At 62.8% G+C, this 13,665-nt stretch carries 13 protein-coding genes; 5 read left to right on the plus strand and 8 right to left on the minus strand.

What is annotated here, in order from left to right; genetic code table 11:
- Positions 1–68 precede the first annotated feature (68 nt).
- From V6093_RS11260 to V6093_RS11275, 4 genes are all read right to left on the minus strand, one after another.
- Positions 69–1,001 carry a D-2-hydroxyacid dehydrogenase gene (locus V6093_RS11260; RefSeq protein WP_332730501.1) on the minus strand — a complete coding sequence of 311 codons (933 nt, stop codon included), beginning with the start codon at positions 999–1,001 and terminating at the stop codon, positions 69–71.
- A gap of 2 nt (positions 1,002–1,003) precedes the next feature.
- Entirely contained in the window at positions 1,004–1,297 is a 294-nt protein-coding gene (locus V6093_RS11265; RefSeq protein WP_003254683.1) for a YcgL domain-containing protein, read from the minus strand.
- Positions 1,294–2,427 (minus strand): ribonuclease D, encoded by a 1,134-nt coding sequence (gene rnd / locus V6093_RS11270; RefSeq protein WP_047604268.1) that lies wholly within the window; start codon positions 2,425–2,427, stop codon positions 1,294–1,296. Before rnd ends, V6093_RS11265 begins: the two co-directional genes overlap by 4 nt.
- Positions 2,428–2,604: 177 nt before the next feature.
- Positions 2,605–4,242 (minus strand): phosphoethanolamine transferase, encoded by a 1,638-nt coding sequence (locus V6093_RS11275; protein WP_144000375.1) that lies wholly within the window; start codon positions 4,240–4,242, stop codon positions 2,605–2,607.
- Positions 4,243–4,494: 252 nt separating this feature from the next.
- Here V6093_RS11275 and V6093_RS11280 point away from each other — a divergent pair, with 252 nt between their 5' ends.
- Positions 4,495–4,731, plus strand: coding sequence for a YdcH family protein (locus tag V6093_RS11280; RefSeq protein ID WP_003254689.1), 237 nt, complete (start codon positions 4,495–4,497; stop codon positions 4,729–4,731).
- Positions 4,732–4,943: 212 nt separating this feature from the next.
- On the opposite strand, the gene V6093_RS11285 is transcribed toward V6093_RS11280, so the two are convergent.
- Positions 4,944–6,125, minus strand: coding sequence for an aminotransferase class I/II-fold pyridoxal phosphate-dependent enzyme (locus V6093_RS11285; RefSeq protein ID WP_332730502.1), 1,182 nt, complete (start codon positions 6,123–6,125; stop codon positions 4,944–4,946).
- 92 nt (positions 6,126–6,217) lie between these two features.
- Here V6093_RS11285 and V6093_RS11290 point away from each other — a divergent pair, with 92 nt between their 5' ends.
- Positions 6,218–6,679 carry an Lrp/AsnC family transcriptional regulator gene (locus V6093_RS11290; protein WP_003254691.1) on the plus strand — a complete coding sequence of 154 codons (462 nt, stop codon included), beginning with the start codon at positions 6,218–6,220 and terminating at the stop codon, positions 6,677–6,679.
- Between the two features lie 109 nt (positions 6,680–6,788).
- On the opposite strand, the gene V6093_RS11295 is transcribed toward V6093_RS11290, so the two are convergent.
- Positions 6,789–9,119: an FdhF/YdeP family oxidoreductase gene (locus V6093_RS11295; protein ID WP_014755678.1), complete on the minus strand. Its 2,331-nt coding sequence runs from the start codon at positions 9,117–9,119 to the stop codon at positions 6,789–6,791.
- A gap of 223 nt (positions 9,120–9,342) precedes the next feature.
- Here V6093_RS11295 and moaA point away from each other — a divergent pair, with 223 nt between their 5' ends.
- Entirely contained in the window at positions 9,343–10,347 is a 1,005-nt protein-coding gene (gene moaA, locus V6093_RS11300; RefSeq protein ID WP_003254695.1) for a GTP 3',8-cyclase MoaA, read from the plus strand.
- A gap of 20 nt (positions 10,348–10,367) precedes the next feature.
- Positions 10,368–11,267: a bestrophin family protein gene (locus V6093_RS11305; protein ID WP_014860696.1), complete on the plus strand. Its 900-nt coding sequence runs from the start codon at positions 10,368–10,370 to the stop codon at positions 11,265–11,267.
- A gap of 46 nt (positions 11,268–11,313) precedes the next feature.
- On the opposite strand, the gene moaB is transcribed toward V6093_RS11305, so the two are convergent.
- Positions 11,314–11,832, minus strand: coding sequence for a molybdenum cofactor biosynthesis protein B (gene moaB, locus V6093_RS11310; protein ID WP_102885781.1), 519 nt, complete (start codon positions 11,830–11,832; stop codon positions 11,314–11,316).
- Between the two features lie 141 nt (positions 11,833–11,973).
- Here moaB and V6093_RS11315 point away from each other — a divergent pair, with 141 nt between their 5' ends.
- Positions 11,974–12,861, plus strand: coding sequence for a LysR family transcriptional regulator (locus V6093_RS11315; RefSeq protein WP_003254701.1), 888 nt, complete (start codon positions 11,974–11,976; stop codon positions 12,859–12,861).
- Here the strand turns inward: V6093_RS11315 and V6093_RS11320 are convergent.
- The gene (locus V6093_RS11320) at positions 12,849–13,631 is read right to left on the minus strand and encodes an AraC family transcriptional regulator (RefSeq protein ID WP_088513426.1); all 783 of its coding nucleotides are present in this window, start codon (positions 13,629–13,631) and stop codon (positions 12,849–12,851) included. The genes V6093_RS11315 and V6093_RS11320 overlap by 13 nt on opposite strands.
- Positions 13,632–13,665 lie beyond the last annotated feature (34 nt).

The following is a 13,665-nucleotide window of genomic DNA, read 5'->3' on the forward strand; positions in this document are numbered from 1 at the left end:
CTACGGGGGATCACCACCCTGTGCTGGAGCGGGTTTACCCGCGAAGAGGCCGGTACAGGCCACAGCGATCAGTAGCCCCGGGCGAAATCGACTTCACCCCGCAACCCTTGCCCCGCTTCATAAGCCCGCACATTCTCGACAAACAAGCGCACCATCGCTGTCGGCGAGGTGGGCGCCGAGCTGTGCCCGGTCAGCAGCAAGCCCCAGGCGGTCCAGAACGGGTGTTGCTTGGGCAACGGCTCCTGGCGGCACACATCGATCACGGCACCGGCCAGATGGCCCTCTTTCAACGCCTCGACCAGGTCGGCATCGACCACCGCCACACCACGTCCGGCATTGATGAACAAGGCCGAGGGCTGGAAGCACTTGAACAGCGCGGCGTCATACAGGTCATGAGTCGCCGGGGTATCCGGCAGCAGGTTCAGCACGTAGTCGACCTGGCCGACCATGCGCGGCAGGTCGGCCAGCGCCGCCACCTCGACGAACGGCGCCTGCTCACGGGCGCTGCTGGCAACGCCGTACAGCGCCACACCAAACGGCTGCAGGAACTCGGCCACACGCTGACCAATGTCGCCTACACCCACAATGAGGACCTTGCGCCCTTCCAGGCTGCGCCCCGGGCGGTCATCCCACCGCCGCTCGACCTGGCTGACCAGGCGCGACAGCACCTCACGCTCATGGCCTAGCATATAGGTGAGCATGTACTCGGCCATCACCTGCCCGAAGATGCCTACTGCGCGGCTCAGGCGGTAATCACGCGGCAGGCCGTCGGCCAGCAACGGCGTGATACCCGCCCATGTCGACTGTATCCAGCCAGGCTTGTGGCCTTGGCGCAGCAGACTGGCCAGCAAGTCCGGCTGGCCCAGCCACACCGGACACTGCGGTGCCTGGCGGGCCAGTTCGGCAGAGTCGCCGCTGGTCAACACTTCCACTTCTGGCGCGGCGGCGCGCAAAAGCCCGGCGTATCGAGCATGGTCATGCTCAGCGATCAGTACACGCATGGTCAGACGGGGTCGTTTCGGCGCAGCAGCTCTTCGGGCAGGTGCTCGATGTACTCATCTTCCAGCGGCGGCATCTGCAGGTGGTAGCCTTGGCTTTCGAGGTTCTCCAGCACCTTGGTGATGTCCTCGCGGGCCAGCTTGCGCTCAGGGCTGAGCACCAGGTCGAAAGCGTGCACGGGGGTGCCGAAGAACGGCAGCAGGCCTTCAGGCACGCGCTCCAGGCCGTCAGCCTTGAGTACGTACAGGTACATTTCGTTCTTGCGTGGGCTCTTGTAGATCGAGCAAATACGTTTCATCGGGTTTCTCCGGCACCTGCCAGGTTCTCCAGCAGGGCCTGGCCCATGCGCTCACGGCGCCAGCCGCGCAGCGAATCGGGCAGTTGATAAGGGCCATTGGGGTATCCGCTCTTGAGCAGCGCCTCCAGGGCTTTCTTGCGCAGCATCAACTCGGGCGCAATCCCCAGGCGCTCGCCTTCGGCCTGGCCGATGGCACGCAGCTGCTTGAGAAGGCCCGCAGCCTCGATCGGCAGCGGCTCGGGCAAGGGCGCAGGCCATTGCTCGGCAGGCAGGCTGGCGGCGCGCTTGATCAGCTGGATGAGGCACTCGCCGTCCTGACGAATGGTGCGCGGGTGCATCTCGTCGATCTTGGCCAGGGCCGACAGGTTGTTCGGCTGGCTTTTGGCCATGGGCCACAGCGAGTGCTCCTTGAGGATACGATTACGCGGCACATCGCGGTTGCGCGCTTCGCGCTCGCGCCAGGCGCACAGCTCACGTAGCACTGCCAGTTGTTGAGGCGCCAGCTTCCAGGCCAGCTTGACGTCGCGGTACAGGCTTTCAGGCTCGACTTCACGGCGCAACGCAGCCACCAGCTCGGCGCCGTCTTCCAGCACCCAGGCATACTTGTCGTCACTCAGCCGCGGGCGCAGCACGGTGAACAGCTCGGCCAGGTGCACGGCATCTTCGGCAGCGTAGCTGACCTGGGTTTCCGAGAGCGGGCGTTGCAGCCAGTCGGAGCGGGTTTCGCCTTTGGGCAATTCGATGCCCAGCACTTCCTGCACCAGCCGCGAATAGCCCATGGAGAAGCCCAGGTTCAGGTAACCGGCGGCCAGCTGAGTGTCGAACAGCGGCTGAGGCAGCTTGCCGGTCAGGCGCAGCAGCACTTCAAGGTCTTCGCTGCAGGCGTGCAGCACCTTGACCACACCGCTGTCTTCCAGCAGATCGGCCAAGGGTTGCCAGTTGCCGATCAGCAGCGGGTCGATCAGAAAGGCGCGTTGGCCGTCGCCGATCTGAATCAGCCCGGCTTTCGGGTAGAAGGTGTCGACCCGCATGAATTCGGTGTCGACGGCGACGAAGGGCAGCAGGTGCCAGTCGCGGCAGTGTTCGGCCAGGCTCTGGTCGTCACGGATCCAGTGAATTTCGATGGCCACAAGGCTCTCCCACTAACATTGGCGCGCAGTATATACGGCGCGGGCACTGCGGGTGAAACTGTCCCGCTTTTCGGGGGCAGTCCACCCTGAGGGAGCCGGCGCACCCGCGAATGAAGGCAATACGGTGTAAGACCCGGGCTTGCCCGGGTTCGCGGGCTTGCCCGCTCCCACAGGGCTTCAGCGCTTGGCCGCCAGCCAGGGCCGGCAACTGGCGAACATGTCCAGCGACTGTTGGTAGAGCTCGGTATGCACCTGCAACAGGCCAAGCATCGAGTGGAACAGGTTGTCCTGGGACAGCGGGGCATCGCTGAGCCGTGCCAGGCAGTCGGTATCGACGCCGAAGTCCTCCTTGTAGCTGTCGGAGAACCAGGTCAGCAGCGGCACGTGCTTCTGCGGCTCGGGAGCGATGGCGTAGGGCGTGCCGTGCAGGAACAGGTTGTACTCGCCCAGCGACTCGCCGTGGTCGGACAGGTAGATCATCGCCGTGTCGACCTTGTCTTGCTTGCTGCGCAGGGTATCGATCAGCGAGGCCAGCACCTTGTCGGTATAGGCCAGGGTGTTGTCGTATCCGTTGATGATTTGCTCCTTGCTGCACTGGTTCAACGCGTTGCTCTGGCACACCGGTGTGAAGCGCTCGCCATCACTGGGGTAGCGCTTGAAGTACTCGGGGCCGTGGCTGCCCATCTGGTGCAGCACCAGCACGGTGTCCTTGTCGAGGTTGTCGATCAACGCGTCCAGGCCTTGCAGCAGGATCTGGTCATGGCATTCGCCATCGGCGCACAGCTGCGTGTCCTTGAGGTTGCTGACGTCGATGAACTGCACGCGATCGCAGGTGCCTTTGCAGCCCGACTGGTTGTCACGCCACTGCACGGCCAGGCCGGCACGCTGGAGGATGTCCAACAGCCCTTCGCGGTTCTTCGCTACGCGGGCATCGTAATCCCTGCGCTTCATGCCCGAGAACATGCAAGGCACCGAAACCGCCGTTTCCGTACCACACGAGTGCACGTCGGAAAACGCCAGCAGGCCTTGCTCTTTGGCAAGATTGGGCGTGGTATCGCGGTCATAGCCCAGCACGCCGAAATGGTCTGCCCGGGCACTTTCCCCGACCACCAGCACGGTCAGCGACTTGCGCTCATGTTTTTGCCAGGCCGCATCACGCTTGGCATCTTCGCCATAATGCTGGAACGGGCGCGAAGCCGTACCGACCCGCTCGCCGACATAACCAATGGAGGCCCCGACGATATTGCTGGGGGTGAGCATCAGGCGCAATTCATGGTGATTGCGGAACAGCGACGACAGCCCTTGATAATTGACCAACGCGACCGAGCCAATGGTCACCACACAGGCACCACTGACCACCAACTTGCCCAGCAACTCGCGGTGCCAGGGGCGGTAGGCGATCTGCGCCTTCCACAGCAGCACCGATGGCAGCACGCCCAGCAGCAGGATATACGCGGCAAACTTGAACGACATCAAGTCGCGCACTTCCGCAACATTGGTCTCGGCCATATTGCGGAACATCGCGGCGTCAATAAGTACGCCGTACTGGTTCATGAAGTAAGCCACGCCCGCGCCACTGATGAACAACACAATAAGTACCGGCTTCAATACATACCGGAAGGCAAGTAACGTGAGTATGAGATTGAAGGCGAACAGCATCAGCACAGCAAACGCCAGACTCAGCCACAACCCCGACAGGCCGGCAGGAACCGCCGCTTGCAGATGCTCCCAGAGGAACATGTTGAAGCCGATCAGCAGGTAAAGACTGGCCAGCAGCGTGACCCATTCAGTCCGCAGGGATTTGAAGTTGAGCATCAGCGTTCGCAATCAAGAGTGATTATCACCCCCAGGCCAAATGGCACTGTGGGAAAGTTGGGCGAACTCTAGAAAGCACGTCATCAATTTTTTGTGAAAAAGTCGGTAACAATTTCGTGAGGGTGCGTCTTTTACCAATTATCTCAAAACCATTCAGCTGCCATTCAGCCTGAACCGCCGTCACAAGCCTGCGCAAAGACAGCTATCCTCAATGGTCAGGACCTTACCGACAACCCTGACAGAGGTGAAGAAATGCCAGTTCCGCACGATCTGCTCGCTGACCTGCACGTTACCGCTGATGCATTCCAGGCACTCATAGAGAAGGATCAGGACCTGCACAAACTGCACAAGGAGTACAACGCCAAGGACAAGGAGGTGGTAGCCGCCGAAGGCAACGGCACCAACGACGAGGCCGTCAACCGCCTGCGCAAGGAAAGGTTGCTGATCAAGGACAAGATCGAACGGATCATTCATCCGCCCAAATCCTGACAGGCATTTATTGAATCCACCGGCCTCTTCGCGGGCAAGCCCGCTCCTACACCGATGTGCAGACCGTCGTAGGAGCGGGTTTACCCGCGAAAGGGCCGGACCTGCTGGCCAATGTCCCTGGCCGTTCACCGTTCTCGCCGCTACCGTATTCGCGGGTAAACCCGCTCCTACCACCTGCAGGAGCGGGCGAGCCCGCGAAGAGGCCGGCAGCCCTACACAGCAACCAGCGCTTTCAACGCCCCATCCAGGTCCTCGACCAGGTCACGGTAATCCTCGATACCTACCGACAACCGCAGCAGGTTCTCGCTGATCCCCATCACCCCTTTCTGCTCTGGGCTCAGCGAGCAGTGCGACATGCTCCAGGAATGGTTGATCATGCTTTCCACCCCACCCAGCGAGTCGGCCAGGACAAAGATCTGCAGCGCCTCCACCAGGCGATTGAGCGCGGCGCGGTCGCCTTTCACTTTCATCGCCACCACCGCCCCGCCACTGCGCATCTGGCGTTTGCACAGCTCATGCTGAGGGTGGCTTTCCAGCCCTGGGTAATACACCTGCTCGACCTGCGCTTGACCTTCCAGGAAGCGCGCCACCTGCAGGGCATTGGCGCACTGGCGCTCCATGCGCACATCCAGGGTCTTCAGACCGCGCAGGGCCAGGTAGCAGTCGAACGGCCCCTGCACCGCCCCTATCGCCATGCTGATACGGCGCAGGCGTGCCAGCAACGCATCGTTGGCCGCCACCACCACACCGCCGGTGAGGTCGGAGTGGCCACCGATGTACTTGCTGGCCGAGTGCATCACCAAGTCCACGCCCAGGGTGATCGGGCGCTGGTTCCACGGCGAGCAGAAGGTGTTGTCGATGCAGGTGAGGATGCCCTTGGCCTTGGCCAGGTCGCACACCGCCTTGATGTCGACCAGGTGCAGCAACGGGTTGGTCGGCGACTCGATCCAGATCAGCTGGGTTTCCGGCTTGATCGCAGCCGCTACGGCTTCAAGGTCGTTGAGATCGACATAGGTGGTGGTCAGCCCCGAGGTGCGGCTGCGGTAATCTTCCATGATGCGGAACGTGCCACCGTACACGCCGTTCATCACCACCACGTGGGCATCCTTGGGCAGCAGCTCAAGCACGGTTGCGGTGGCATTGACCCCCGAGGCGCAGGCCACAGCGCCCACGCCTTCTTCCAGGGCAGCGACACAGGTTTCGTAGGCATGCCGGGTGGGGTTGCCGACGCGGCTGTAGGAATATTCCGGCTTATCGTCCAGGCTGCGCTTGGTGAACGAACTGGCGGTGACGATGGCCGGAAAAATGGCGTTATCGGCAACGCTGAACTGCTCGCCGGCGTGAATGGTACGGGTGGCGAAATTGCGCGGCTTGTCGGACATGGTCAGGCCCATTGGCAGAATGAAAGCTGCAACTATCGCACAACCCAAATCATCTGGCCTTGGGGTAATCTGTGAAATATTTTTCTGCACGGCCAGCGCGCGATATGGACAGTTTCGACCAGCACATTCTTACCCTGCTACAGCGTGATGCCTCGATCTCGCTGAAGGACCTGGCCGAGGCCGTCAACCTGTCCACCACACCGTGCTGGAAGCGGGTCAAGCGCCTGGAGGAAGACGGCTACATCCTAGGCCGCGTCGCCCTGCTGGACCCCGAACGGCTGGGGTTGGGGCTTACCGTGTTCGTCCAGCTCAAGACCCAGCGTCACGACAGCGCATGGCTGGAGCAGTTTGCTGCGACGGTGACCGGGTTCGAGGAAGTGATGGAGTGCTACCGCATGTCCGGGGACTGGGACTACATGCTGCGGGTGGTGGTGGGTGATATTGCGGCGTATGACCGGTTCTACAAAAAGCTGATTACCCGTACCGATGGGCTATCGAACATCACCTCCAGTTTTGCCATGGAGCAGATGAAGTACACCACGGCTTACCCGGTGCATCGCGCCTGACTGGTGCTGGATTCTTCGCGGGCAAACCCACAGGATCACCTCAACCTCAAGCGCTGTGAGGTCCCGTAGGAGCGGGTTCACCCGCGAAGAGGCCAGCACAGGCACCCCATCAATCCGAGGCCAGCACCGCCGCAATGCGGTTCCCCGCCTTGGCTTTCACGACCTTGATCGCCACGAATTTCGAGGTCGGGGTATAGGTCCCCTCGCCATAACTATCAAGCGGTACCAACGGGTTGGTTTCCGGGTAATACGCCGCCGCCTGCCCCTCAGGCACGTCATACGCCACCAGGCGGAACCCGGACACCCGCCGCTCCACGCCATCCTCCCACAACGACACAAGGTCTACCTGCTCACCCGGTTCGAAGCCCAGGCGACGGATGTCCGCCTCATTGACGAACACCACCTCACGCAGGCCGAACACCCCACGGTAACGGTCGTCCAGGCCATACAGGGTGGTGTTGTACTGGTCGTGCGAACGCAGGGTCTGCAAAATCAGGTCGGGCTTGTCACCACGGGCCAGTACCTTGGCGTTGACCAGTTCCTCGGGCAGCGCGTGGGGCATGAAGCGGGCTTTGCCCGTGGCCGTGCGGAAGTTGCGATCGGCGGCATTGTTGCCAAGGTGGAACCCGCCGGGGCTGTTCAAGCGTTCATTGAAACCGGTAAAGCCCGGAATCACGTCAGCGATCATGTCGCGAATGCGGTTGTAATCCGCCACCGCGTGCTCCCAGTCGATCGGCTGGTTGCCCAGCGTGGCCTTGGCCATGCCGGCAATGATCCACGGTTCCGAGCGCATATGCGGCGAGCGCGGGCGCAACTGGCCATTGGAGATGTGCACCATGCTGAAGGTGTCCTCCACGGTCACGCCTTGCGGCCCTTCGGCCTGCAGGTCGATTTCGGTACGGCCCAGGCACGGCAGGATCAGCGCATCGCGGCCGGTGACCAGGTGCGAGCGGTTGAGCTTGGTGGAAATCTGCACGGTCAACGCGCAGTTCTGCAGCGCCGCGTGGGTGCGCGCGGTGTCCGGGGTGGCTTGGGCAAAGTTGCCGCCCAGGCCAATGAACACCTTGGCCCGCCCCTCTTCCATAGCCTTGATCGCCAACACTGCGTTGTGCCCATGGGTACGCGGCACACTGAACTGGAAACGTTGTTCGATGGCATCGAGTAGCGCCGCCGAGGGTTTCTCGTCAATGCCCATGGTACGGTCACCCTGCACGTTACTGTGGCCACGCACCGGCGACAGGCCTGCGCCGGGCTTGCCGACGTTGCCACGCAGCAGCTGCAGGTTGACGATTTCCTGCACGGTCGGCACCGAATGGCGGTGCTGGGTGACGCCCATGGCCCAGCACATGATGACCCGCTCGGCCTTGCGGTACATGCGGGCGGCTAGCTCGATCTCGGCCAGGGTCAAGCCCGACTGTTTGACGATGTGCTCCCAGGACGTGGCGTCCACCGCCGCCAGGTAATCGTCGACGCCGCTGGTGTGCTCGGCGATGAAGGCATGGTCGAACACCGCCGGCTCGCCCTTGGCCTGCGCCTCGCGCTCCCATTGCAACAAGTACTTGGCAATACCGCGCATTGCCGCCATGTCCCCACCCAAGGCCGGGCGGAAGTAGGCGCTGGAGGTCGGCTCGGAGCCGTTGCTGAGCATTTCGAACGGGTGCTGCGGGTGCTGGAAGCGCTCAAGGCCACGCTCTTTCAGCGGGTTGAAGCAGACGACCTGGGCGCCACGCTTGACCGCTTCGCGCAGGGGTTCGAGCATGCGCGGGTGGTTGGTGCCGGGGTTCTGCCCGATGACGAATATCGCGTCGGCCAGCTCCAGATCGTGGAACACCACGGTGCCCTTGCCCACCCCGAGGGTTTCCGACATGCCCGCGCCGCTGGCTTCGTGGCACATGTTCGAGCAATCCGGGAAGTTGTTGGTGCCGTAGGCACGCACGAACAGCTGGTAAAGGAACGCCGCTTCGTTGCTGGCCCGGCCCGAGGTGTAGAATTCGGCTTCATCCGGCGACTGCAGCGCACGCAGGTGCCTGGCGACCAGCTCGAAGGCCTCCTGCCAGGTGGTTTCGACATAGTGGTCGGTGGCGGCGTCGTAGCGCATCGGGTGGGTGAGGCGGCCCTGGTATTCAAGCCAGTAGTCGGTCTGCTCCTTCAGCGCGCTGACGCTGTATTTGGCGAAGAAAGCCGGGTCGACCGAGCGGCCGGTGGCTTCCCAGTTGACCGCCTTGGCGCCGTTTTCGCAGAACTTGACCATGTCGCTTTCCGGCGACTCGCCCCAGGCACAGCCGGGGCAGTCGAAACCGCCGTTCTGGTTGGTCTTGAGCATGGCCCGCAGGTTCTTGAAGGCGTTGTCGCTGCCCAGCCAGCTCTTGGTCACGCTTTTGAGCGCCCCCCAGCCGGCAGCGGCGCCCTTGTAGTCCCTGATGTGTTCGTCCTGGCTCATGCGATGAATCCTCACGCTTCGATGCTTTTTTCCAGCCTATGGAGCGTGGGAAGGGGCGTCCAATCGAAAGATCTTACGGCGTGATAAGCGGTTTCGATCATGACCGGCCAGATGCCATACCAAGCGATAGAGGCCATCGATCAACCGGTCAGGCAAAGCAATTTGACGGCCTTGCGGCCAGGTTATAGCTTGGAGTCATGTCCCAACCCATTCGAGTGCGAACGTGGAACAGAACAGCCGGGCCCTGATCGACGGCTTCAACCGGAAAATCGACTACCTGCGGATGTCGGTCACCGACCGCTGTGACTTCCGTTGCGTGTACTGCATGGCCGAAGACATGCAGTTTCTGCCGCGCCAGCAAATCCTCAGCCTCGAAGAACTGTTCCAGGTGGCCGAACGCTTCGTCGCGCTGGGCACCCGAAAGATCCGCCTGACGGGTGGCGAGCCACTGGTACGCCAGGGCATCGTCGACCTGTGCGGGCGCATCGCCGCCCTGCCCGGCCTGCGCGAGCTGTGCCTGACCAGCAACGGCTCGCAACTCGGGCGCCTGGCTCAGCCGCTGTTCGACGCCGGGGTGACACGCCTGAACATCAGCCTGGATAGCCTGGATGCCGACCGTTTCAAGCAGCTGACCCGCACCGGCGACCTAGCCCAGGTAATCGCCGGCATCGACGCCGCACGCCAGGCCGGTTTCAAACGCACCAAGCTCAACTGCGTGGTACTCAAAGGCCGCAACGACCATGAACTGGTCGATCTGGTGCGCTTTGCCATCGAACGCGAGCTGGACATCACCTTCATCGAGGAAATGCCGCTGGGGGTAATAAGCGAGCATGAACGTGGCGAATCGTTCTGCTCCAGCGATGAAGTACGGGCACGCCTGGCCGAGCAGTTCACGCTGGTCGAATCGACCGAGTCGTCCATGGGGCCGGCCCGCTACTGGCGCCTGGCCGAAGCCGCGAACACCCGGGTCGGCTTCATTTCCCCGCACAGCCACAACTTCTGCGCCACCTGCAACCGCGTGCGCCTTACCGTCGAAGGCCGCCTGCTGCTGTGCCTGGGCAACGAACACTCGGTAGACCTCAAGCACGTGCTGCGCGCCCACCCTGGCAACCCCGAACGCCTGGAAAAGGCCATTCGCGACTCGCTGCACCTCAAGCCCTATCGCCATCATTTCGAAGTCGGTGGCGATGTGCAGATCCTGCGCTTCATGAACATGACCGGCGGCTGAGCAGCCGTCTCTGGATTTCCATGATCGTCCCCCCCTCCACCGATGTGTTGCGCGTGCTGTTCACCCTCAAGGGGTCGATCGTCAAACGCATTGCCCTGCGTTGCCTGATGGTGACACTGCTGGCCGCGCTGATCGTGCTGGTCGAGCGGCATTATCCGGCGTATTTCTACCCGGTCAGCGCCACGCCGTTCACCTTGCTGGGCCTGTCGCTGTCGATCTTCATGAGCTTTCGAAACAATGCGTGCTACGACCGTTGGTGGGAGGGGCGCAAGGCCTGGGGCAAACTGATTATCGAAACCCGCTCGTTCGTGCGGGAAAGCGTGGCGATTACCGACGAAACACTGCGCGCCGAACTGCTGCGCAACCTGTGTGGTTTCGCCCATGCACTCAATGCCCGGCTGCGTAACGAGGACGAACGGGCAGCTGCCAGGCCGTGGCTGGCCAGGGCCGATGCGATCAGCCCGCACAATGTGTGCGACGGCATCCTGCGTGAAATCGGCGAACACTGTTCACGGTTGGCCGCACAGCAACAGATCAGCGAATGGCGCTACAACCTGCTGGAGCAGCGCCTGGTGGGCCTGACCGAAGTGCAGGCCACCTGTGAGCGGATCAAGGGCACACCCTTGCCGTTCCCCTACACGCTGCTGCTGCACCGTACTATCTACATTTTCTGCCTGCTGCTGCCGTTTGCCCTGGCCGAGCCACTGGGCTGGCTGGCACCGCTGTTCACCACCATCGTGGGGTACACGTTCTTCGGGCTGGATGCGATCGGCAACGAGCTGGAAGACCCGTTCGGGCGCGATGAGAACGATCTGCCGACCGATGCCATGGTGCGGACTGTGGAGCGCGATGTGCTGGCCGGGCTGGGGGAGCAGCAGCTACCTCCCGCCTTGTTGCCGGTGGGGTATGTGTTGAGCTGACCGTGGGTGGTTGCCTGTTCTGGCCTCTTCGCGGGTAAACCCGCGCCTACATCGGCAACAGGTGTTTGACGAAGTTGCAGGGCCGGTGCCGTGCATCCAGCTGCTCGGCCAGAATCCCTTCCCAGGCGGTGCGGCAGGCCCCGGTCGAGCCCGGCAGGCAGCACACCAACGTGCGGTTGGACAACCCGGCCAACGCCCGGCTCTGCACGGTCGAACTGCCAATATCGAGAATCGACAAGGCCCGGAACAACTCGCCAAACCCATCGATACGCTTGTCCAGCAGGCACTCGACCGCTTCGGGTGTGCTGTCGCGCCCGGTAAAGCCGGTACCGCCGGTGATCAGCACCACCTGCACCTGTTCATCGGCAATCCAGCTGGCCACCTGAGCGCGGATCTTGTACAGGTCGTCCTTGAGCAGCGCTCGCGCCACCAGCCGGTGACCGACCTCGACCGAGCGGTTGGCCAGCAGCTCGCCGGAAGTATCGTTGTCGTAGGTACGGGTGTCGCTGACAGTCAGCACGGCGATGTTCAGCGGTACGAAGACCGCATCAAGTTGGACGCGCACGGTGAAGCTCCTTGAAGGGCATTTTCACCACGCTAGAGGCATACCCCCAGAGACGTCCAATCGATATGACGTACCGGCCGATCAATGACATCTATCGCAGACGTGGGTTAAGGTCTGCATAACCAGACGCCAGGCACTTCCATGGACATCAAGCAGCTCAAGTTCCTCATCGCCCTCGACCAGACCCGCCACTTCGGCCAGGCGGCGGCGCTGTGCCATATCACCCAGCCGACGCTGTCCATGCGCCTGCGCAACCTGGAAGACGAACTGGACCTGGTGCTGGTGAAGCGGGGCCAGCGCTTCGAAGGTTTCACCGAGGCCGGCGAGCGCATCCTGGCCTGGGCCCGTACCCTGCTCGCCGCCCACGACGGCCTGCAGGCCGAGGCTGCCAGTTGCCGTGGCCAGGTGGTCGGCAGCCTGCGCCTGGGCACGGTGCCGCTGGCCAGTTTCAACCCCATGCACCTGCTGCTGCCCCTGCGCGAAAAATACCCCGAACTGCACTTTCAGCTCAGCTCGCTGAGTTCGGAACAGGTCATCGACGGCCTCAGCCGCAACCAGCTCGACCTGGGTATCTGCTACCTGGACCAGGTCAACACCAGCTTCTTCGAAGTGATCGAACTCGGCACCACCACCATGGGCCTGCTGCACGATACACGGCACTTCCAGTTTGCCAGCGACCGGCTGCGCTGGGACGAGCTTGGCGATATTCCGCTGGGGCTGCTGAGCAAAGGCATGCACTACCGCCAGTCGCTGGACCTGAGCTTCCGCAGCCGTGGTCTGGAGCCCAATGCGGTGCTTGAGAGCGACTCGAGCTTCCAGCTTATCCAGGCCATCAACACCGGCATATGTTGCGCGATCATGCCACTGGACTGCGGCCTGGAAGACCTCAGCGAGCACCTGCGCATCGTACCGGTGGCCGACGCCGCCATCCACAGCCCGGTCGGCCTGCTGCTGCGCCGCAGCGAGCCGCGCTCGGCGATTGCGGAGCAATGCTTTGCCGAGGCCCGGGGGCTGTTTCAGGCCACCTGATCGGCGGTAGCCTGGCGATACTGGCGTGGCGTAAAGCCGGTCAGTTGCTTGAACTGGCGGCTGAAGGCGCTGTGGTCAGTGTAGCCGCAGCGCATCGCCACTTCAGTGATCGGCAGGTCCGAATGCAGCAGGCGATGGGCATGCTCCAGGCGCGCCTTGTGGATCATCTGCCGGGGCGTGAGGTGGAACACCCGCTTGCAATAGCGCTCCAGCTGGGCCACGGAAATACCGGCGATGCGGGTTAGCTCGCCCATGCTGATCGGCTGGTGAAAATGCTGGCGAATGTGCTCGTCCACTGCGGCCAGGCGCTGGTAAGCGGGGTGGCTGTCGGCGGCTGACTGCAGGTCGACCGAAATACCAACCAGGCCGATGATCTCGCCCGCCTGGTTGTACAGCGGGCGCTTGTGGGTCAGGCACCAGCCGGGTTCACGGCTGCCGTACAGGTGCAGCTCCAGTTGGTCCTCCAGCACCATCCCTTCCTTGAGCACCCGGCGGTCCTGCTCGGTGTACCCGGGGCCCAGCTGTGCCGGGAACACTTCGGCGCTGGTCTTGCCCAGCAGCGGTTGCAAGCGCTTGAGGCCGCAGCGCTGGACCAAGGTGTTGTTGGCCAGCACGTAGCGGGCGGCCGGGTCCTTGATGAAGATTGCGGCGTTGGGGATGGCGTCGAGCATCGGCAGCAACAGCGATACACCGGCGAGCAGGGCCTCGAGGGTGGCGGGGCGGTGCTGGTCGAGGGACTGGTAGAGGGTTGCCAGGGGGGCGTCGGTCATCTGTCGGTTCTCTGCTGGCTGGGCCGGCCTCTTT

Source organism: Pseudomonas putida group bacterium ESBL64, from assembly GCF_045277175.1.
Classification (GTDB): Bacteria; Pseudomonadota; Gammaproteobacteria; order Pseudomonadales; family Pseudomonadaceae; genus Aquipseudomonas; species Aquipseudomonas alloputida.

Coding starts and splice junctions, on each gene's coding strand:
- V6093_RS11305 (WP_014860696.1), top strand. CDS start 10,368: ATGATCGTCCCCCCCTCCACCGATGTGTTGCGCGTGCTGTTCACCCTC.
- V6093_RS11280 (WP_003254689.1), top strand. CDS start 4,495: ATGCCAGTTCCGCACGATCTGCTCGCTGACCTGCACGTTACCGCTGAT.
- V6093_RS11265 (WP_003254683.1), bottom strand. CDS start 1,297: ATGAAACGTATTTGCTCGATCTACAAGAGCCCACGCAAGAACGAAATG.
- V6093_RS11320 (WP_088513426.1), bottom strand. CDS start 13,631: ATGACCGACGCCCCCCTGGCAACCCTCTACCAGTCCCTCGACCAGCAC.
- V6093_RS11285 (WP_332730502.1), bottom strand. CDS start 6,125: ATGGGCCTGACCATGTCCGACAAGCCGCGCAATTTCGCCACCCGTACC.
- V6093_RS11260 (WP_332730501.1), bottom strand. CDS start 1,001: ATGCGTGTACTGATCGCTGAGCATGACCATGCTCGATACGCCGGGCTT.
- V6093_RS11275 (WP_144000375.1), bottom strand. CDS start 4,242: ATGCTCAACTTCAAATCCCTGCGGACTGAATGGGTCACGCTGCTGGCC.
- V6093_RS11290 (WP_003254691.1), top strand. CDS start 6,218: ATGGACAGTTTCGACCAGCACATTCTTACCCTGCTACAGCGTGATGCC.
- V6093_RS11315 (WP_003254701.1), top strand. CDS start 11,974: ATGGACATCAAGCAGCTCAAGTTCCTCATCGCCCTCGACCAGACCCGC.
- V6093_RS11295 (WP_014755678.1), bottom strand. CDS start 9,119: ATGAGCCAGGACGAACACATCAGGGACTACAAGGGCGCCGCTGCCGGC.